Source organism: Vibrio sp. 10N.261.52.C2 (assembly GCF_041471425.1).
GTDB lineage: Bacteria > Pseudomonadota > Gammaproteobacteria > Enterobacterales > Vibrionaceae > Vibrio > Vibrio crassostreae_C.
Window position 1 is genome coordinate 33,127 of record NZ_JBFROH010000040.1, and the last position, 21,215, is coordinate 54,341.

Here is a 21,215-nt window from a genome sequence, read left to right on the forward strand (position 1 = left end):
CAGGTAAATGTGTGAAATGAAGATGACTGAAAAGAAACAAGGCAGAAGAAGCGCAAAAGACGCTGAAGAGACGAGATTTTTGATCATGGGTGTTGCTGCGGATATGTTCTGTGAGCATGGTTATGATAGCGTTTCGCTTCGTAACATCAGTGAGAAAGCAGGTGTATCGCATAGCCTTATTCGCCACCACTTTGGCAGCAAAGAAAAAATCTGGCATGCGATAAGCGATTGTTTACACGCCTATTTTCAGTCTTATATTGCTAAGATAGTGGAAGAGTTACCAAAAGGCGTCGCACCAAACATTACTATCTATTTATTTAGTATGCGCCTTTTTAGCAACATGATTCACTCACGAAAACCGATGCAACTTATCACTGACTCTGTTCGCCAAAAAGACAACTTGGTCGATTACTTTATCGACAATGTTGGCGATGTCGAAAAAGAAATCAACATGTTAGCTGAACAATATAACGATGCGAATCCAGAGAACTTGATCAACATTTATGAGATTAAGTGGCAAATGATCATGTATGCGCACGGAGCGGTATGCCTCACTCCCTTTATGGAAAGCACTTGGAATGAAGGCGATATGGTCACCTCTCCTGAAGATGCTCTACTTAAGCATTGGCAGCTTTTCAACACGCAGATGGTCAGCAAGTTCAATATTGATGAAGAGTGGGTTCTAAACCCAACCTCGATTGAAGAGCTGATTTATGAAGTGCCATGTGAATGGAAGTGTAACCAGGAACATAAAGCTTAATCGGGTTCATACCCATGATGAGCTTATAAGATACAAAAACGCGCCGTTACAGAAGTCACTGTAACGGCGCATTTTTATATGTATAGATCTTTAAACTGGAGCTTTGTCCAGCTTGTTAACGACGTGCTTTACCGCGGTTTTGGTGAATCTTAAGCTTCGCTTTCATCTTACGTTTTTCTGATGAACGGCTCTTGCTGCGACCACCACGATCGGGCGCTAGATCTTTTTCAAGGCTTGGTTCAAAGCCCTCTAGCCACTCTTGAGGCAAGCGCGTATCAAGTAATCGCTCAATGTCACCCAATAGGTAAGCTTCATCCTGACTCATCAAAGAGATCGCTAAGCCGCTGTTACCCGCACGGCCAGTACGTCCGATGCGGTGAACATAATCTTCTGCTTTAAATGGCATGTCATAGTTCACAACTTGTTCTAGCTGCTGAATATCAATACCACGAGCTGCCACGTCGGTTGCGATCAACGCACGAACTTTGCCTGACTTGAAATCGTCTAGGGCTTTTTGACGCGCACCTTGGCTCTTATCGCCATTGATTGATGCCGCTTTAATGCCGTCTAACTTAAGCTCTTTAACGAGAGCATCAGTGCCCTGCTTAGTCTTTGTGAACACCAACACTTGTTGCCAGTTTTTTGAACCAATCAAATACGCTAATAGCTCACTTTTACGCGACTTATCTACCGGGTAAACCATCTGTGTTACGGTTTCAGCGGTGCTGTTTTTTGGCGTAACTTGGATTTCACTTGGCTTCTGCATCATACGGTGTGCAATCGCTTTGATTTTGTTATCAAACGTTGCAGAGAAGAACAGAGTTTGACGCACTTCGTTCATGCGAGAAAGAATACGCTTGATGTCAGGCATGAAGCCCATATCTAACATACGGTCAGCTTCATCCAGTACCAGTACTTCCGTTTGGCTCAACATGATGTTTCTAGTGAACATGTGATCAATAAGACGACCAGGCGTCGCGACAAGAATATCTGCGCCACCGCGTAAGTTATCAGTTTGCACCTTCATGCTAACGCCGCCGTAAGCCACCACGACTTTAATGTCGGTGCCCTTTGCGTAGCTAGTTAAGTTATCGAAAACCTGTTGTGCCAATTCACGAGTTGGCACTAATACAAGCGCACGAACGAGCTTAGGGTTCGGAATAACGTTGTCTTTTGTCTCGATTAATCTTTGAATAATCGGTAAACCAAACGCAGCCGTTTTACCTGTACCCGTTTGAGCACCAGCCAGTACATCTTTGCCTTCTAATACCAATGGAATTGCTTGTTCTTGAACACTGGTAGGAGCCGTAAAATTAAGCTCAGACAACGTGGCAAGAAGATGCTCAGATAATCCTAGTTGGTTAAAAGATTTTGTAGATTCAGACATAGTATGATGCTCAAAGATTAAATAGGCGCGGATTGTAGCAAACCTGCATTACGCTGTTTACCTTTCCTTTTGATTTTTCTTCATTTGAAGCGCATTAAACTGCTTAGCTTCCTCTAAAACGTTGGGATAAAGCTCATTAAAGTGACACTGCAACGTATCATAGTGACGTTCGAGGTCATCGTAACATGCCTCGAGCATACCGAGCTTAGGCCTTCTCAACGCCATTCGCTGCAACACCACCTCTATAGATGACATGTCTTGATAGCTCTCTAACCATCTATGCTCAGCCATTTTCTGATGAACCATAACGAAATTTTCAGGCCAGTGTGGCTCTTGATGTTCAAAGATCTGCTCATGGCTATCTAAACAAAAACGCTCTAATGTCTGCTGTGAAAACTGATCCCAATGATTGGCTAAGCAGTGATCCCAAAATACATCGAGTGCGATAGGCGCAAAGCGTCGTGTTTGGTCTGAGAAAAGTGATTTTGCAGAACGAGATACATCATGACGATCAGTATAGCTATCAACAAATCGATGAAGCCTAATACCGTCAGAAAGGGAATCAGAATAGTGTTTATTAGGGTCGCCTTTAACAAAATCACCTAACAGGTTACCTGCTAAGTTGCTGTTACAGTGCTTGGCGATGTGAAGGTGTGCGAGAAAGTTCATTGAACCTCATTAAAGTATCGAGAACTAAGTAACATGGTAAACGTACTCGTTTATCTTCGCGAACTTTAATGAGGATAGTTTTGGTATGACGTGTGAGCGAATACGATTTGCTCAGTTTAGAATTGTTTGCTTTGAGAAGCTTTAGCTAAGAAAACTTTTAGCTTTAAAACGTTTCAGTTGAAACTGAATTAAAGATCTTAAAAGCTTAGTTCGAAGACTTGAAAAGCTCTTCTGCTAACTGTTTCACTGTCTGCTCATAGTCAGACAAATCAATGCCAATTTCCATAGCATCTAACAACTCTAGACTTTCGTCGTTATAAGATTGGTCACTCATTGTGCCCCCTCTATTCCTTGATGTGGACATGATGTCCGATTAACTAGTGCACCATCTTGGACTTATATTATGTCACTTTGATGAACGCACTCTACTCTACCCATTCCATATTCATAGCTTAAAGCTACTCGCGATCATTAACGCTTTTTTGCGCTAAAGGGGTATACGCGAACGACATATGTACTGCCACCTTACACCAAGTACAACAAATTACTCTATAAATTTTGAAACCGATCATGGTCAAACGTTTGCTTTGCTCATTTGAATGCTGACACGCCCCTTTGTGTAAATATTAATTTACAGTGGATGTTTTTTATTACAATAAGAATTGCATTTGGAATTAAATTCAATCAGAATACTTCAAAATCGAGATATTCTTTGGGTTTATGCGCTTAAGCTAGAAGAATTACAATGAAAACACACCCTAACGTAAAGAATTATATACAATGAATAAATCAAAGGTTTTTGGTAGTACTTTGATCATTGCAGGCACAACCATTGGTGCTGGCATGCTCGCTCTTCCACTTGCTTCTGCAGGTATTGGCTTTTCAACTTCACTTTTCTTGATGCTGGGTTTATGGGCGTTAATGGCTTTTACTGCGCTATTAATGGTAGAGCTTCACCAATTCGCAGAATCTGACGCTACCCTACACACGTTAGCTCATACCATTTTGGGGACAAAAGGAAAGTGGATTGCGAGCTTCGCGGTGATGTTTCTTTTCTACGCTCTGTGTGCGGCATACATAGCTGGCGGCGGTGCGCAATTTAACCAACGAATTTCGGATATCGCGGGTATCGAACTTAATGCTCAAATCACCACGCTTCTATTTACCCTATTAGTTGCCGGCGTTGTTACGATTGGTACACACAGTGTTGATAAAGTTAACCGCGTTTTGTTTGGCTTAAAGCTTATCGCGATGGTTTTGGTACTCAGCTTCCTAGCGCCAAACATTACCTCTCAATACTTAATGAGCATGCCTTTACAGCAAGGCCTGATTGTTGCGGCTATTCCGGTTGTGTTTACCTCTTTTGGTTTCCACGGCAGCATCCCATCAATTGTTCGATACCTAGATGGTGACGTTCGTTCTTTACGTAAGGTAATGATTATTGGCTCGGCACTGCCTCTGGTTATCTACGTTTTCTGGCAAAGTGTTACTTTGGGCGTGATTAGCCAAGAGCAGTTGTTGTCTGACACAAGCTTGGGCGCGCTATTAGTCTCGCTATCGCAAACGGTTCATCAATCCAACCTAAGCGTGATCGTCGGTGTGTTTGCAGACCTTGCACTGCTGACATCTTTTATTGGTGTGAGCTTGGGCTTATTTGAATTCATGGGCGACTCACTGAACAAGAAACTAGGTAACGCAAAACGTGTTAAGACAGCTGCTATCACCTTCTTACCGCCACTGGGGTTTGCCTTATTTTACCCACAAGGCTTCATCATGGCTTTAGGCTACGCAGCCATTGCACTTTCAGTGCTCGCGATTCTGTTACCAACAGTGATGGTCTACAAGGTTCGTTACACTGATTTCTCTGTCAAACCACAATCTTCAGAAGCCAGTTACCAAGTGTTAGGCGGTAGCAAAGCGTTGTTTTTAGCAGGTAGCGTTGGCGTATTTATCATTGCGATTCAAGTTCTTATTTCAGTAGGGTTACTGCCTTCTTTAGGCTAATAAACCTATACAGAACTAATTTACTTGATTCAGATCTCATAAATGACATATCACTATCATTGATTTTCACAATTAGTTGATTGAAGTCACATTTTTATTGAGGTCGGTTATTTAGAGTCCACGGTAAAGGATTTACCGTGGAGTTTTTATGAAAGAAGTACAATTTCGAACGATAGACAAACTGTTTATTAAGATGTCGATCAACGACAAGTTTTGGGTCATTTTCTTAATCTTTTTTGCCGCTCTGGCAAGCCTAGCTGGACTGAACTACGTCAACAAAATGGAACACATTGACGTAACTGCAAAACAGCAGGTCGAGTATCAACTGCAAGGCATTTTATCAGCATCAGATTCCCCGGCATCTGTTCGCTCTGTTAGCCAGCAAACTCGCGCTCAACAAACCACTATTTCAAATAATGGTTCTGTGACTGCCACAGCACTCGCACAAGATGGCAACTACTACTCACTTACCGTTTCAACTAACGATATACAGAATCAAAAGCAGCAAGCACTGTACACTTTATTACTGAGCTTCTTGTGGTGTGTGCCTTTTGGTCTTTTCTGTTACTGGGTAGCGACTTTCCTAGGCGGCGCACTTTGGGTTCTTTATTCAACGACTCAAAAGATTGGTGATGGTGACTTAACATCACGCCTTGGCTTCCACCCTGGCCGTGATGAGTTCGGCACGATTGGTTGTGCGCTTGACCGTTCAATGGACACGCTTAGTGAGTTAGTCAACAACGTAAACCACAGTGCAGCAACGCTAAGCGAAACATCGGCTTCTTTCGAAACTGAGATGAAGCGCAGCGAAACACAAATCATGAGCCAAAATGCCTCTCTAGACTCTGTAGCGACAGCAATGGATCAGATGACAGCTTCGGCAAATGAAGTCTCTAACATCTCTGCACGCTCAACTGAACAAACAGAACAAGACGCGCAGCAAATCAACGATAGCCACGCGAAGGTTCAACAGGCAATCTCGGAAATCACCACCCTTTCTTCTTTGATTGAGCAAACCTCATCTTCTGTTACTAGCTTGAATGTGAATACGAGCCAAATTAACGAGGTCATCACGACGATCAATGCTATTTCAGAGCAAACTAACTTACTTGCTTTAAATGCCGCGATTGAAGCCGCTCGTGCGGGCGAGCAAGGCCGAGGTTTCGCTGTTGTTGCTGATGAAGTAAGAACACTGGCAAGCCGCACTCAGTCGGCTACTGTAGAAATCCAAGCGATGATTGAACGCTTACAGCAAGAGAGCCAAAATATCGCGAAGATCACCGAACAGACGGTTGACCAAGCGCAAACCAGTAGCCAGTTGATTTCAAACATTGGTCACGACGTAAACTCGATTGCAGATTCAGCTCAAGCACTAATGGACATGAGTATCCAAATCGCAACATCAGCCGATGAGCAAAGTCACGTTGCCAATACGATTGCAGCAGAGCTTAACGATATTCGAAGCCAATCCGATGTGATTAAAGACGTGGCTCAGAATTCTTCAAATGGCGTATCTAGGCTAACAGAAGCGTCGGTTTCTCTATCTCAGACATTGGCACGCTACCGAACTTAAGAATCAACTGGTGAACTAGCGGCGTGAATTGAAAACAAACTAATGAGGACTCGTAATGGGTCCTTTCTTTTTGGCTTTTGTTTAATAACATTACAAGAACCATGGTCAATAACGATGACATTATCAATTACCATGAAGCAAGTCGCAAAGGAGAGATTAAGAAGTGTCAGAACTGTCTAATATTCGAGCTTAGGAGTAATCTAATTGAACGGGTCTTTTTTCGCTTACCCCCTTGCTGCAGGTGACACATAATGAATAAAACAGAAACACCAAACACCGACGACATTACATGCCCTTTATGCCAACACGACGAGTATCTGCTTTCAGAAAGTGGAGAAAAGTTTACTTGTGCATCTTGCGGTTTCCACACCAAACAATTTAGTAAGGTAGTCAGCCTTCAACTAAGCTCTACCCCACCAAAGCTGCAGAATTCGATATACCACCATTTGAGCAGTGCTTGCCATTAATCCAAACTGAAATTTCTTCTAAACTGTAGATATCCTGAGCCGCGAGTTCTGCTGAGTCGGCTTCGGGATCTACGATTGCTTCATCAATACTCGGGCGTAATCGAAACGATTGGATACCCGCGCGAACACCAGCCTCAATCCCTTTCAACGTATCATCCACGTAGATGCACTCATTTGGCAGAAAGCCCATGTTCATGGCCGTGTACATGATTAGATCAGGCTCTGGCTTCCAGCTGTTAGCATCAAAAGCTGAGAACACTTTGCCTTTGAAGTCGTCTAGCATGCCTGTCATCGCCAATGAAGATTCAACCCTAGATTTCGGTGCATTGGAAGCAATACAAAACTCGATGTCTTGTTGTTTGAGAAATTCAATAAGTTCGATAGCGCCATCCATCGGTTTTAAATGACGCTGGAACAGTGCTTGTAATTCATTGCGATATAACGGCTCAAGTGTATCAATCGAGATAGATAACCCAAGACGTTCTTGTGTATCCATTAAGATGTCGGCTAGCTTCCCGCCTTGAAAGTGCGCATAGCAGTCGTTGACGTTTAGCTCCGATCCAAAGCCAGTGAAAACGTTCACCAAAGCTTGGCAGCACAGCTTTTCACTATCGATAAGTGTTCCGTCACAATCGAAAATCACACATTTAGTCTGTTCTAACCGCATAGGTACCTCACTCAGATTGAATCCAAGTTTTATCCTATAGTGTTCTTTCAATGCGCGAGATGATTGAGGTAACAGTTTGCAGATACAGGCTTATTTCTCTTCGCGAAATATGGAGTTGATCACTTTATCGCTCAGCATAAGCAACAGTTTTCATTAAATTAACCCAGATTCTACGAAACCAAATACTGCGAGGTTTACATAAGCTACTCAATTTCAGGAGAAAATATAAATCACTACTTCCTAGCCGGATCGTGGTGAATCGATAAAAAAATGGCTTATAGGCTACTCAGATAAAGAAACGGTTAGCTAACAACCGACTCTTCTAATACCTTTGCTTCAATAGTAGGTGCAGACGCATATTCTATAGTTCCAGTATCGGGATACGAATCTCGGATAGCGACAAACTCGGGTAAGTGTTTCAGTAGCAATTTAGTTAGCTGAGGATCAAACTGGTAGCCACACTCTCGCTCGAACAAATCGACCACCATCTCTAATGGCCACGGCTCTTTGTAGCAACGTGCACTAAGCAGTGCATCAAATACATCGGCTACGGCAGTGATACGAGCAAACAGGTGTATTTCATCTCCCACTTTGCCATTAGGGTATCCAGCACCATCCCAACGCTCGTGATGTTCGTTAGCAATGATTGCCGCGAGGTTGGTAATATCACCCGCTCCGCTCTTTAGTAAGTTATAGCCAGCCGTAGTATGAAGCTTCATCACCTCCCACTCTTGGTCGGTTAATTTCCCAGGTTTATCCAAGATTGATTCAGGGACTGAAATCTTACCCACATCGTGCATTGGGCTGATGATCTCAATCATCTCGACCTCGCGATGGCTCAAGCCACGATACTTAGCAAGCAGTGCAGACAACTTGGCTACACGCTTAACGTGATTACCAGTTTCGCCAGAGCGGGTTTCAATTGCCTCTCCGAGAACATGAATCATATCCTTTTGGATATTCAAGGTCTGTTTCTGAAGCTTTAAGATTCGTTTGTTCTTATTCGCCAACTCTTTCTTTTGGCGCAGAGTGACAAATTGCATCAAGATGATCAGGCTCAAACCCGCAATCACCATCGACAGCCCCAATAACAACTGGAAGTTTTTGCGAATAAAGGATGAAGGCTCGTTAATGAAAACCGCTTCGTCAGGTAACGCGTTTCCACTAATCCCGTATCTCTTCATTGCAGGGTAATTGAATACAAAACGTTTGTTGTCTCCGGGAGTTAACGGTGTAGTAAAACCAAGTGGAAGGTATTTATCCAACGCATCGACGGCCTGTTCACCCATGCTTTGTGAGTGATTAACGTAACCACCGAGTACATCACCCGAAATATAGAACTGCCATAAAGCAAACACCGGAGCAGCACTCGCTTTTGACAACGTATCCGCAATCTCTTGGTAAGTGTGATAAACCCCTTGCTTTAATTCGGTGTTGTAATGACTGAGCAATACCGCATCGTCCGCAGAGATCCCTTCCAAAAATTGGCTCGTATGCTCCAGCGACAAGTCGCGAATTTCTACGAGATTGATATTTGAAAATTCAGCCATCATTTTGTTCATTTCTTTATGAATCAATTCAGACGTGACACTGTAATCATTTACAAAATAGAGATTCTTTAGATTAGGTCTTAATTTGGAGATCAGCTTAATATTAACGTCTATCTGATCGTTCTCGTAAAGCACAGTTGCTCTGTCAGACACCGCGTACATGTCGGTGCTGAAATCATTGATGCCGGCTGCAACGACAGGTGTGGAGCGATCAATCAAATTAGGCAGAGATTCAAGAAAATTGGCTGCGTTATCGTCCGTCGCAATTACGCCATCAAATTTATAACCTGCATACTTCGCACGTAAGTAGTTCGCGAGAGAGTCGTAATACTCTGGGCTGTGGACACGCTTTGAATCCAAATACTCTATTGAGAGTTTAGCTTCGGTTTGAGACTGGCTGAACGCACTGTCTATCCCTTTTTGGAAGTCAGCAGTCCATTGATAAGAAGGTTCGTATGAGTGTAAAACTAGGATGCGTTTAATATCCCAGTCGTTAGCAAAACTGAGTGAAGAATAAGCGCTAACACATAATACAGCGATTGATATCAATAGCTTGTACATACAATACCCTTTAAATAAGACGGGGTATTGTACTTAGATTAACGCTTTGTCAAAGAATCTTTAGTTCTCGATCCATACTTTATCGCAAGAAGCATGATCTTGTGCCCAAAAATCGTGTAACTGCTTAGCAAAGTTGTTGATACTTTGACCATTTTCAGAAACGACATCCGAGATCAATAGGGAACCATCCGCTTCTGTGACGATAGCGCTCGCCACAACTTCACCGTTTTGAGTACCAATATATAATACATGATCGTCAGAAAGCATAATTTGGCTCAAGAACTCAAGCATGTGTGCCCTTTCGATTTCATCTTGGTAAACGCTTGCTTGGTTGAGTGAAAATAGCACGGTCAATTTATGGAAATCGACTTTATGCAGTTCATCAATTTGGGAAGGAGTTTGATCTTGTGCTAGGAGTTGGTATGTCTTGGATGGAAGTTTGCTTTGATAAAGTTCACGGCCGAGGAGGCTCTCTTTTGCGGGGTAAGCAATATCGAGCTGACTAAATAGCCATTGGTTTTTCTTGTGTGCAATTTCAGGTATTTCGTTATTCATTCTTTTAGTACCTACGGTTAGTATCCCCAAATATCGCAGTTATTTGGAAGACATACGGTCGGCTGAGGTGCCGAGCTACAAGCAGAGAGCATACAGAGCATGACCAAGGCCAACAAGTACTTTAAATGCTTCATATTTTTCATTATCCAACAACATCCTTTAAGAACTTAACGAAAAGCTCTACACTCGTATCCAAGCTTTCAATATCCTTATAGTAAACAGAACTATATAAATAAAAAGGACTTCTTATGAAAAAAGCCTTAATAGCAGCAGGTATCGTGACAATGTTAGCTGGCTGTTCGGACAACGAGGTTGGCGACGTCTCACTGGGTTTCTTCACAATGAAGGATATCAAGATGTCTTCATTAGATGACGATAAGATCGCGGGTGTTACCTGTCATATCGCATCAATCGAAGCAAACCTTAGCCTTTCTGATCCAAGTGATAGCTCTATATCTTGTCGTCAAACAGGTGAAATTACACCAGAAATGATTGCTCAAATAGACAAGAGTAAGTCTGGCGAAGTGGTATTCAAGCAATCGAAAAGTATCTTCTTTAAAACAATGAAGGTTCGTCGCATCTACGATGCAGAGAATCAGTCGCTGCTTTACTTGTCTTACACCACCAAAGAAACAGAAGGTAGCTTCAAACACAGCCTTTCAACTGTTCCACTATGGGGTACAGAGGCTTACGTTGATCCAGCGACGTTAGTACAGCCAACCGAGTAGTTTCAAACATATAGTTAGTTGAATCACCTGTACAGACATTGTGCAGGTGATTCAAAATGTAATAAAAATGAAAGAAACAGAAACAAAATGTGATATCATGCGGCAAAATTTTTTCACTGTATTTTTCATATGAAGTTTCCTGGACAGCGTAAATCTAAGCACTACTTTCCAACTCACGCACGTGATCCGTTGGTCAACCAAATTCAACAAACGCCTAAGCTTCACCGCGCAACGATTGTGGGTGTTGGCCAAACGATTGTTGATATCGAAGCCCGTGTTGACAACGAGTTCCTAGAAAAATACGAGCTGAGTAAAGGTCACTCACTGGTATTGGAAGAAAGTAAAGCAGATGCGCTGTATGAAGAGTTAGTTGAGCGCGGTTTGATCACGCATCAATATCCTGGCGATACTATCGGCAACACACTGCACAACTATTCCGTACTTGCGGACAGCAAATCTGTCCTGCTTGGCGTAATGTCTAAGAAGATTGAAGTTGGCTCATTTGGTTATCGTTACCTTTGCCGCACTTCTTCTCGTATGAATCTAAACCACCTTCAAACTGTTGATGGTCCAATTGGTCGTTGTTACACGCTGATTTCTGAAGATGGCGAACGTACGTTTGCAATCAACGAAGGCCACATGAACCAACTTCTTCCAGAAAGCATTCCTGAAAAAGTCTTCGAGAAAGCTTCTGCATTGGTTGTGTCGTCATACCTAATGCGTGGCAAACCTGAAGATCCGATGCCAAAAGCGGTACAAAAAGCGATTGAATACGCGAAAGCGCACAATGTGCCTGTTGTACTAACACTTGGTACTAAGTATGTGATCGAAGGCAACGCTGAATGGTGGCAAGAATACCTGAAAGAAAACGTAACCATCGTCGCGATGAACGAAGATGAAGGTGAAGCGCTAACGGGTGAAAAAGATCCTCTATTGGCTGCTAACAAGGCACTTGAGTGGGTTGACCTAGTTCTATGTACTGCAGGTCCTATTGGTCTATACATGGCAGGTTACACTGACGAACCAGCGAAACGCGAAACCACACTGCCATTGTTACCGGGTAACATCCCTGAGTTCAATAAATACGAATTCAGCCGTGCGATGCGTAAGCAAGACTGTAAAGACCCAGTAAAAGTGTACTCTCACATTGGCCCTTACCTAGGTGGCCCACTTGAGATTAAGAATACCAATGGCGCTGGCGATGGTGCACTTTCAGCACTACTTCACGACATGGCAGCAAATAGCTACCACCACGTGAATGTACCAAACTCAGAGAAACACGAGCACACTTGTCTAACTTACTCTTCACTGTCTCAAATTTGTAAGTACGCAAACCGTGTAAGCTACGAAGTGTTGACTCAGCACTCTCCTCGCCTTTCTCGTGCATTACCTGAACGCGAAGATAGCTTAGAAGAAACATACTGGGAACGTTAATCGACCATATTAGGCAGTTACCTCTTAAAGGTTAACGCCAAGTGAGATTACCCATTCCTTGAAGGGCTGCTATATGCAGCCCTTTTTGTATTCAACACCAATATAACGGCAGCTGAAGTTAATCATATCGAATATTTTGCTCGTTTAAGATTTGATCTCGCGCAATGACTCTTTAGATCTGTTATCTTCCAGCACATAATTCGTGTGGTTTGCCTTTACTTGGCAAATTTATACAGTACTATCGCCACGCAAACGTTTACGTACCACCTTTCGGTTCTGATATAAGGATCAAATATGCTGTCTGATATTGATATTTGTCGCTCTACTCCCCTTAAAAACATCAGTGAGGTTGCCAAGCAAGCTGGCCTGCACCACAACGAACATCAGCCATTAGGGCAATTCAAATCTAAAGTGTCTCTCACATCACTTGAACGCCTCGCCAACCAACAAGATGGTAAGTTAGTCGTAGTCACGGCGATCACACCGACACCTCTTGGTGAAGGCAAAACCGTCACTACTATCGGATTAGCACAAGGCCTCGCAAAGATTAACCAATCTGCAATGGCCTGCATTCGTCAGCCTTCAATGGGCCCGGTATTTGGTGTAAAAGGCGGCGCAGCGGGCGGTGGTTACTCTCAAGTTGCCCCTATGGAACAATTAAACCTGCATCTCACGGGCGATATTCATGCTGTTACGGCCGCTCACAACCTCGCCTCCGCCGCCATTGATGCACGTTTGTATCATGAACAGCGTGAAGGGTTAGACGCCTTTGAAACGCGCTCAGGCTTAAAAGCATTGAATATCGACCCAAGCAGAATCGTTTGGCGACGTGTACTTGACCATAATGATCGCGCATTACGCATGATCACGGTTGGCAAGAACGAAGCAGACAAAACAATTAATGGCTTTGAGCGCGAAGATGGATTTGATATCTCAGCCGCTTCTGAGCTAATGGCCATTCTTGCTCTAGCTGATGACCTTCAAGATTTAAGAAAGCGTATCGGACGGGTGGTACTTGCTTACAACAATCAAGGCTTGCCGCTAACCGCAGATGACTTCAACGTTGCAGGCGCAATGACCGTGACCATGAAGGATTCTATTGAACCAACATTGATGCAAACCCTTGAAGGCGTTCCTACCCTAATTCACGCCGGGCCTTTCGCGAACATCGCACATGGTAACTCTTCAATTATTGCCGATAAAATAGCGTTAAAGCTGAGTGACTTTGTGGTAACTGAAGGTGGTTTCGGCTCAGACATGGGCTTTGAGAAAGCGTGCAACATAAAAGCGAAAGCGTCGAACAAGAAGCCCGATTGCGCTGTGGTTGTCGCAACCTTACGTGGATTAAAGGCTAACTCTGGTTTATACGATTTGAGACCGGGCACTCCGTTACCTGATTCAATCTTTAATGATGACCAAGACGCGCTTGTTGCAGGGTTTGAGAACCTAAAATGGCACATCACTAACGTTAAGCAATACCAAGTGCCTACAGTTGTTGCGATTAACCGATTCCCACAAGACTCAGCTCAAGAGCTCGATGCTTTGAAACAGATGATCACCGACTTCGATCCAAGCGTTAGCGTTGAAGTAAGCGAAGCATTTGGTCAAGGTGGCGAAGGGGCGACTCAACTGGCTCACGCCGTGGTAAAAGCTTGCCAAAAACAGAGTGGATTTAAGCCTTTGTATCACTCAGAGCAAAGCCTAGAAGAAAAGCTGATGGCAGTCGCTGAAGTTGGCTATGGCGCAGCAAGTATTACGCTATCTCCACTGGCTAAAAAACAACTGGCCGAACTCAAACTGCATGGCTATAACGACCTATCGGTTTGTTTAGCAAAAACACCATTATCGATCTCGACAGAAGCACACGTAAAAGGTGCACCAATCCAATTTGACGTGCCCGTTAGAGAACTAAAATTGTGTGCTGGTGCTGGTTTTATTTACGCGTTGTGCGGCAATGTGATGACCATGCCAGGCTTGCCTGACAAACCGGCGTTCATGTCGTTAGATATTGATAGTAATGGAAATATCGTAGGCCTAAGCTAGCTGTCCTTAGTTAGATAAGCGGCAATTAATCGCAATTAATTTGGCTAATATTTCGGAACATCGTTATATATTGAGCAATCAATTACTAACAAAGTGATTGCTCAACAATCAAGCTTAAGTGCAATAAGTTGCACTTAAATCGTAGTTATATGCGAATCTTGTCTTAACTTCTGGGTCAAGATCACATTAAAAACCCTATAAAATATATAGTATTGCGCTGATTCTTTGAGGACAGTGATGAATACAAGTATAAAAAAACTAGTCAGCCAATTTCTATGTACCATCTTTGCCCTAGGACTAGTCCCTGCCCTCTACATCAATTCTGAACTTGACAGAATTGATGCTCAGCACACTCTAAATATTAAGCAGTCTAGCCAAAATCAAATCGAATACAGCTTTCATGAACTCGCTGTTATTGTTGAGCAAATCTCTAACTCTATTCCTTCAATCGCCGACTCTCAAACACTACTCCGAGCGATTCGAGAACCTTCTATTATCCATAAAGAAACCCTGCAAGATCTTTGGGTGATGTTAGCTCGTGGCCAAAAATACTATTCCCAGCTTCGTTACCTCGATCTAGCTGGCAACGAAGTGTTTCGCGTTAATTATAAAGACAATCAAGCAATCGTGGTTCCAGATAGTGAACTGCAGAACAAGTCTTCGCGTGATTACTATGAGGTACTACAGCAATTAAAGATTGGTGAGATTAGCTCTCGCGGTATTGATCTTGAAGTCGAAAACGGAGAGATCGTTCGCCCTTTGATTCCAGCGCTACGCATTATGACGCCAGTCGCTGAAAACAACCGCATTATTGGTTACTTCATCGCAAACCTGAACATGCTTGAGATTTATAAGCGCCTTCACTATCAAATTGGTGCATCTTCTGCTGTTCCTATTATTCTCAACAAAACCGGACACATAATCATGGGGCCGGATCCTACGGAATCTTTCGGACATGTAATTGAATCACGTTCAGAGCAGACTTACGCAAAGTTATACCCTGAGCTTTGGACTGCGATTCAAGACAAGACATCTTCGAGCTATTTCGATGGTGAGAACTGGTATTTTCATTCCGACATCAGCCCTAAAATCAAACAGTTTGAAGGCCCTATTTACATGGTTCTTCACATTGAAAATCAGCAGTTCAGCAGTCAATACCGACAAGAAAAACAAGCGATCGTCGTTCAGATCATCACCTTGTCTTTCTTGATTTCGATGATCTCCGCTGGCTTCGTATTGTGGAACAGCAACCACAAGAAGAACAGTATCGAGAGCCAACTTGCTAAGGCCGCAATGAATGGCATGTCTGCCTTGGTGATTACCGACAGAAACAACCGAATCATCAAAGTAAACCAAGAGTTCACCCGTGTGAGTGGCTACGAGTTAGAAGACGTAAAAGGCCGCCAACCGTCCATGTTTGCCTCTGGTCGCTACAACGAAGAGTTCTACATCAAGATGTGGAGCATCATCAAAGAGAAAGGCATGTGGGAAGGCGAAGTGGTTAATCGTCGTAAAGACGGGTCTTTGATCACGGAAATATTGCGAATCCAAACCATTAAAGACTCGAAAGACGTGATTCAGTTTTATGTCGCTTCATTTGTGGATATAAGTAAACACAAAGAGCTAGAAAACAAACTGAGAAACCTGAGTGAAAAAGATGCCTTAGCTGGGTGTTGGAACCGCCGTAAATTCGATCTTGAGCTGCGAGATGAGTGCTCTCGTGTTAATCGTTACCCTACTCGCGAACAGTCTTGTTTAGCGATTTTGGACATAGACCACTTCAAACGCATCAACGACAGATTTGGTCACGATTATGGAGATCGCGTCATTCAAACCGTTGCTCAAGTATTACAACGAGAGTGTCGAGAAACTGATTTTGTGGCTCGTATTGGTGGCGAAGAGTTTGGCGTTATTCTGCCTCATACCACAACAGAAGAAGCTGAGTATGTACTTAACAGATTGAGAATCGCAGTCAGTATTGAGCTCGATAACGTGGTGACGGTCAGTGGTGGAATTACCAACCTGACCAACGACCCTGCTCTTAACTACAAGTGCGCCGATTTAGCACTTTATGAAGCCAAAGCAGCAGGTCGAAACAGTGTGTGCCTGTTCCTAGACAGCGAAATGAGCGAAATCGCCTAACAGAAAATCAGTATTGTTCCGCTAGGCTATTAGTTTGGCGGTTTAACAACCCAATCCTTGCAATCAGCTTGGTGCAGGATAGAACTCTAGTTTGTTCCCCTCTACCACTAGAATACAATCCATGTTCGCAGCATGAGCAGCCTGCTTACCTAGGTTCGTATCTTCAAACACAACACACTGCTTTGGCTGCAAACCCATACCAAAACACGCATCTAAGAAAGTATCCGGATTTGGTTTGTGATTCTTAACGTCTGTTGCTGTCACGAGAATATCGAGCTTACTCAAGATCTCTGTCTTATCCAGTAACTGTTCGGCACTTTTACGTTGACTGCCCGTTCCGACTGCAATCTTCTTGTTACCCAGATGCTCTAACAACAGAGAGTGAGTACAAGGGATAACGTCTCCTTTGTCTTCGATAGCCGCAAACGACGCCATTTTAAACGTAGAAACCGCTTGTGGGTCGAGCGATAAACCGTATTTGCTGTTCACCTCACCGGCTATCTTATAACTCGGCATGCCACCTAAGCTATGCAGCCAAGACGCTTCAAAATGAAAGCCAAACTCTTCAGCCGTTCGCTCCCACGCCTTTACATGTGCAGGCATTGTATCGATCAACGTACCGTCCATATCAAAGATTAATCCTTCATATGCCGTTAAATCTATTTTCATCACTACTACCACTCTTAAATAAAGTTACTGATACCATAACCAATATTCAGTATCATGGCGCCATATTACCGTTCAAAATGGATGTTTATGTTACAAATATCTAACTCTGTTTCGATTCAAGACTGGGAACTCCAGTTAACAGCGATCAGAGCACAAGGAGCCGGCGGTCAGAACGTCAATAAAGTATCGAGCGCGATACATTTACGTTTTGATATCAAGCACTCTACCCTACCTGACTTCTATAAAGAAAAGCTCCTCGCACACAAAGATAGCCGCATCACCAAAGACGGTGTGATTATCATTAAAGCGCAACAGTATAGAACTCAGGAACAAAACCGAGATGATGCTTTAGTGCGCTTGAAAGAATTGATCTTGGAAGCGACAAAGGTTCAAAAAGTAAGACGAGCAACTAAGCCGACGCGTGGCTCTCAGAAAAGACGTTTAGAAAGCAAAAAACAAAGAAGCACCACCAAACAGCTGCGTGGAAGAGTGAGCTGATGGCTTCATGCCCTCAGAGAACACATTACCCTAGAAGTATCTGTCAATTTGACTAACGAATCGATCTATTACGCTGTTTATTTGAAAGAAAGACTACTGCTTCTTTTTGACCGACAAAATCAGCTTGATCAACAACAGGCGCTCTTCGCTGGTCAGCAGACGACTGACCGCAGCTACATCTTCCGCTGTTACTTGTGATGCGCCAACAATATCAAGCACCACATCCAAATCCGTTACTTTTAAGGTTCTAGTGATTGAACGATACTGAGACATCTTGATGTCCGCCTCTCCGCGTTCAATCCTTTGATAGGTTTTTAAGCTCATTCCTGCACTCGAGGCTAACTTTTCTTGAGACAAGTTGGCTTGTTTCCTACGCTCAATCAGCGCCAATATTATGGGTTCTTGTGACATAAGCTCATCCTCAAAAGACAGTTATGTCCTAAATTCAGCAAGAAGCAGACCATATTGACTTGTGATGGTTTACATAAGCCATCAAAGGCATATTATTCGCTTGATAAAACCGTTACGTTTCATAAACCTTCACACTGATATCAGTTGTGAACGTACAGGCTAGGTAACTTGAGTATTCAAGTGTTGGGAAATAATAAAAATTGCATATTGCGAATAAGAAAGACGTCAAATTGGAAATTGCGAATCGTTATAAATTGGCATTTCCTTGCATTAAGCACGCATTAGAAACGGACAATGCCCGCCCAGAAATTATTGCAGTGCAGCATAGGCTACTCACTTACAAAGAAGTGCTGCTGCACGGAAGTATGTTGGAAGAGAAAGAATTGAAGCAGGCCTTTTCTGCTCTGAACCAAAATGAAAAAGGTGTCGCACAAGGCGGTATTCAAAGCATCAACGACGCAGTTAAAGAGATGGATGTGATTGTCGAAAGGTACAGTAGAAAAGCGTCTACTGAATTCTGTGCCTAATCCTCTGAACGGCTTAAACAAACAAAACAAAAACGGCCAGTCATAGTTGAATGACTGGCCGTTTGTTTAGCTAACATGAAGACGTGGGTATCTAACAAGACATCGCTCTTCTAAACCTACCGAGTAACATCAACGCGCCTAGTAAGCCAAATGACACACTGCCTCCTGAGCCAGATGAGCTTCTACCAGCAGAAGCAGTACGTTTCGCGTCTGTTGAAACAAACTTAGCAGTTTCAGTTCCAGCCATAACACTGTCGATCCAATCTTTATAGTCATAGATTTCTGTGAATACAGAAGTTATGGTGGAGGTGCCACCACATGTACCTGGACCGAAGCTAGTTATTCCAACCTGCCTATAGTCAACACCATCTCTCCAGTAAACTGGACCACCTGAATCACCTTGGCATGTGCCATTGAATAGTCCGGTAGATGAGCTGTAGTTGCCGTTAAAGCAGATCTGGTTGTTAGTTAAAGCTGCTTCATTAATAAAATCGGCCGTTGCACAAGTCGCATTATCTACATAATTAAGATCTGCTTTTTGTAATAAGGTAGTGCCGTCAAATTCAGAACGTGTATCACCGTGACCCACAGCAGTAAACGTCTCTAAAGAACTACGATAGCCCTCAGAAGTTGGTCGCTTCACAATATCATTAACGGAATCTATGTTGAGCGCACTTTCAAGTTTTAAAATGGCTACGTCATTACGTAATAAATCGTTCAAGCTATTTGAGTAATTACTAGGATAAAACACCTCAGAGACTCGAACCTTTTCAATGCTTCCATTTGGAAATTGGGAAGAGTCTTCCAATTGAGGAACAACTACCGTGAAAAGTTGAGCATTCTCATCACCATAAATACAGTGTGCAGCAGTCAGTACATGATAGTTATCTAAAATTGTCGCACCACAGTAAGGGCCTGTTGAGTAAACACCGTCATAATCAATACGATCAATGAACAAGCTTGCCATCGAAGGAAATTCCGTGACTGAAGCGTCGCTACCATTCACAATATAGGGTGTTACACCCAAATCAGGAGTACTTTCGTCCGTGTTTTCCGTTGCCATAACACTTGATGTGTAAATTAATGGCGTTAAAAGCCCTAAAACGGCTTTACGAACCGGACTCATTGTATGGTTTACGTTCATAGTTAACTCCTTGTAACCCCTACTACTTATTTACAAAAATGATGAATCGTCACCATAACACGTCACAATCGTGATTATAGTAAGTATTTGTAACGATATCGCCACATATCTCATTTTATAAACGAATTTTAAGTAACCGTTGTTAGTGGGTAACGTTAAAAGCAATACGTTACCAAAGACATACGCTACCAAAATCAAAAAAGCCTACCGTTAGGCTTCCCAATAAAGAGAAGCAAACAATAGGCTTTCATTTAGCTTAGTGGTTTCTCTTAAAAGAGATTAGCCACGATAGTAACGCTGAGGTACGAATGGCATTTTTTCTACTGTCATTGGTAGCTTCTTGCCACGAACTTCAGCGAATACTTCAGTGCCAATAACCGCTAGGTCAGTACGAACGTAAGCCATAGAAACAGGCTTGCCCGCGTTAGGACCCGCAGTACCACTTGTTACAACGCCAATCTTGTTGTCTTCAGCATCGAACAGCTCAGCGCCTTCACGTACTGGTGCTTTAGTCTGACCAACAAGACCAACACGCTTGCGTTGAACGTCTTTAGTCGCGATTTGCTCAAGGATGATATCAGCGCCAGGGAAACCGCCTGCACGTTCACCGTCAGTACGACGCACTTTTTGGATACCCCATAAAAGGCTAGCTTCTACCGGCGTTGTTGTTGTATCTAGATCGTGACCGTACAGACATAGACCACACTCAAGACGAAGTGAGTCACGAGCACCAAGGCCAATCCACTCTACTTCTGCTTCTGATGTTAGTTTACGAGCAAGTGCTTCAGCGTGATCGTTCGGTACTGAGATTTCGTAGCCATCTTCACCGGTATAACCACTGCGGCTTACGATGCACTCTACGCCTTCGATATCGACTTTTTGAACATCCATGAACAGCATGTCTGCAACGCTTGGTTGGAAACGAGCCAGAACTTCAGACGCTTTCGGACCTTGAAGTGCTAATAGAGCGCGGTCATCAATCACTTCCATTTTTACGTCTGCAGGAAGGTGAGCCGTTAGGTGGTCGATATCTTGTGTTTTACACGCCGCGTTCACAACAACAAATAGGTGATCGCCAAGGTTAGCAACCATAAGATCATCCATGATGCCGCCCTGTTCATTAGTAAAGAAGGCGTAGCGCTGCTTACCAGAAGGCAGGTCGATAATATCTACTGGAACCAGAGATTCTAAAACAGCGGCTGCATTTTCACCGTGTAGACGCAGTTGCCCCATGTGAGAAACATCAAAAAGACCAGCAGCGTCACGAGTGTGTAAGTGCTCTTTCTTTACACCTAGTGAATACTGAACTGGCATGTCGTAGCCAGCAAAAGGAACCATTTTTGCGCCGACTTCAACGTGAAGTGCATGCAGAGGTGTTTTTAGTAGGTCTTGATTAGCGTGTTCTTGAGTCATTTTATTCTCCATG

Annotated in this window: 19 protein-coding genes; 9 read left to right on the forward strand and 10 right to left on the reverse strand. The window is 43.3% G+C overall.

The window, feature by feature from the left end:
• The first annotated feature begins 16 nt into the window (after positions 1–16).
• On the forward strand, positions 17–760 hold the full coding sequence (locus tag AB4307_RS15910; RefSeq protein WP_136974618.1) for a TetR/AcrR family transcriptional regulator: 744 nt from the start codon (positions 17–19) through the stop codon (positions 758–760).
• Between the two features lie 115 nt (positions 761–875).
• Here AB4307_RS15910 and AB4307_RS15915 read toward each other — a convergent pair whose 3' ends face one another.
• From AB4307_RS15915 to AB4307_RS15925, 3 genes are all read right to left on the reverse strand, one after another.
• Complete coding sequence (locus AB4307_RS15915) at positions 876–2,147, reverse strand: DEAD/DEAH box helicase (RefSeq protein ID WP_017059829.1); 1,272 nt, start codon at positions 2,145–2,147, stop codon at positions 876–878.
• A 57-nt stretch (positions 2,148–2,204) separates the two neighbouring features.
• Positions 2,205–2,816, reverse strand: a complete 612-nt coding sequence (locus tag AB4307_RS15920; RefSeq protein ID WP_017059830.1) for an acyl carrier protein phosphodiesterase — start codon at positions 2,814–2,816, stop codon at positions 2,205–2,207.
• A 205-nt stretch (positions 2,817–3,021) separates the two neighbouring features.
• Complete coding sequence (locus tag AB4307_RS15925) at positions 3,022–3,150, reverse strand: hypothetical protein (RefSeq protein WP_017059831.1); 129 nt, start codon at positions 3,148–3,150, stop codon at positions 3,022–3,024.
• Positions 3,151–3,596: 446 nt separating this feature from the next.
• Here AB4307_RS15925 and AB4307_RS15930 point away from each other — a divergent pair, with 446 nt between their 5' ends.
• A complete protein-coding gene (locus AB4307_RS15930; RefSeq protein WP_102393231.1) occupies positions 3,597–4,820 on the forward strand; it encodes an aromatic amino acid transport family protein in 1,224 nt (407 codons plus the stop codon).
• 148 nt (positions 4,821–4,968) lie between these two features.
• Positions 4,969–6,393, forward strand: coding sequence for a methyl-accepting chemotaxis protein (locus AB4307_RS15935; protein WP_372132464.1), 1,425 nt, complete (start codon positions 4,969–4,971; stop codon positions 6,391–6,393).
• A gap of 408 nt (positions 6,394–6,801) precedes the next feature.
• Here AB4307_RS15935 and AB4307_RS15940 read toward each other — a convergent pair whose 3' ends face one another.
• The 3 genes from AB4307_RS15940 to AB4307_RS15950 form a co-directional block, all read right to left on the reverse strand.
• Positions 6,802–7,527 carry an HAD-IA family hydrolase gene (locus AB4307_RS15940; RefSeq protein WP_372132467.1) on the reverse strand — a complete coding sequence of 242 codons (726 nt, stop codon included), beginning with the start codon at positions 7,525–7,527 and terminating at the stop codon, positions 6,802–6,804.
• 302 nt (positions 7,528–7,829) lie between these two features.
• A complete protein-coding gene (locus AB4307_RS15945; protein ID WP_372132470.1) occupies positions 7,830–9,638 on the reverse strand; it encodes an HD domain-containing phosphohydrolase in 1,809 nt (602 codons plus the stop codon).
• A gap of 60 nt (positions 9,639–9,698) precedes the next feature.
• Entirely contained in the window at positions 9,699–10,193 is a 495-nt protein-coding gene (locus AB4307_RS15950; RefSeq protein WP_372132473.1) for a hypothetical protein, read from the reverse strand.
• Positions 10,194–10,441: 248 nt separating this feature from the next.
• Between AB4307_RS15950 and AB4307_RS15955 the strand changes: the two genes are divergently transcribed.
• The 4 genes from AB4307_RS15955 to AB4307_RS15970 all read left to right on the forward strand — a co-directional run bounded on the left by AB4307_RS15955 (position 10,442) and on the right by AB4307_RS15970 (position 16,540).
• Positions 10,442–10,921, forward strand: coding sequence for a CreA family protein (locus AB4307_RS15955; protein WP_017064645.1), 480 nt, complete (start codon positions 10,442–10,444; stop codon positions 10,919–10,921).
• 129 nt (positions 10,922–11,050) lie between these two features.
• On the forward strand, positions 11,051–12,355 hold the full coding sequence (locus tag AB4307_RS15960) for an inosine/guanosine kinase (RefSeq protein WP_372132475.1): 1,305 nt from the start codon (positions 11,051–11,053) through the stop codon (positions 12,353–12,355).
• Between the two features lie 294 nt (positions 12,356–12,649).
• A complete protein-coding gene (locus AB4307_RS15965; protein WP_372132478.1) occupies positions 12,650–14,398 on the forward strand; it encodes a formate--tetrahydrofolate ligase in 1,749 nt (582 codons plus the stop codon).
• Between the two features lie 237 nt (positions 14,399–14,635).
• Positions 14,636–16,540 carry a sensor domain-containing diguanylate cyclase gene (locus AB4307_RS15970; protein ID WP_372132481.1) on the forward strand — a complete coding sequence of 635 codons (1,905 nt, stop codon included), beginning with the start codon at positions 14,636–14,638 and terminating at the stop codon, positions 16,538–16,540.
• A gap of 63 nt (positions 16,541–16,603) precedes the next feature.
• Here AB4307_RS15970 and AB4307_RS15975 read toward each other — a convergent pair whose 3' ends face one another.
• Complete coding sequence (locus AB4307_RS15975) at positions 16,604–17,209, reverse strand: beta-phosphoglucomutase family hydrolase (protein ID WP_017069882.1); 606 nt, start codon at positions 17,207–17,209, stop codon at positions 16,604–16,606.
• 87 nt (positions 17,210–17,296) lie between these two features.
• Between AB4307_RS15975 and arfB the strand changes: the two genes are divergently transcribed.
• Entirely contained in the window at positions 17,297–17,707 is a 411-nt protein-coding gene (arfB, locus tag AB4307_RS15980; RefSeq protein WP_017059842.1) for an alternative ribosome rescue aminoacyl-tRNA hydrolase ArfB, read from the forward strand.
• A gap of 93 nt (positions 17,708–17,800) precedes the next feature.
• Here the strand turns inward: arfB and AB4307_RS15985 are convergent, their stop codons facing one another.
• Entirely contained in the window at positions 17,801–18,118 is a 318-nt protein-coding gene (locus AB4307_RS15985) for a helix-turn-helix transcriptional regulator (protein ID WP_017059843.1), read from the reverse strand.
• A gap of 200 nt (positions 18,119–18,318) precedes the next feature.
• Between AB4307_RS15985 and AB4307_RS15990 the strand changes: the two genes are divergently transcribed.
• Complete coding sequence (locus AB4307_RS15990) at positions 18,319–18,645, forward strand: DEAD/DEAH box helicase family protein (protein ID WP_017069881.1); 327 nt, start codon at positions 18,319–18,321, stop codon at positions 18,643–18,645.
• Positions 18,646–18,736: 91 nt separating this feature from the next.
• On the opposite strand, the gene AB4307_RS15995 is transcribed toward AB4307_RS15990, so the two are convergent.
• Both AB4307_RS15995 and gcvT read right to left on the reverse strand, forming a co-directional pair.
• Positions 18,737–19,789: a S1 family peptidase gene (locus AB4307_RS15995; RefSeq protein WP_372132483.1), complete on the reverse strand. Its 1,053-nt coding sequence runs from the start codon at positions 19,787–19,789 to the stop codon at positions 18,737–18,739.
• 279 nt (positions 19,790–20,068) lie between these two features.
• Positions 20,069–21,202 (reverse strand): glycine cleavage system aminomethyltransferase GcvT, encoded by a 1,134-nt coding sequence (gene gcvT / locus AB4307_RS16000; RefSeq protein ID WP_372132485.1) that lies wholly within the window; start codon positions 21,200–21,202, stop codon positions 20,069–20,071.
• Between the last annotated feature and the right edge of the window lie 13 nt (positions 21,203–21,215).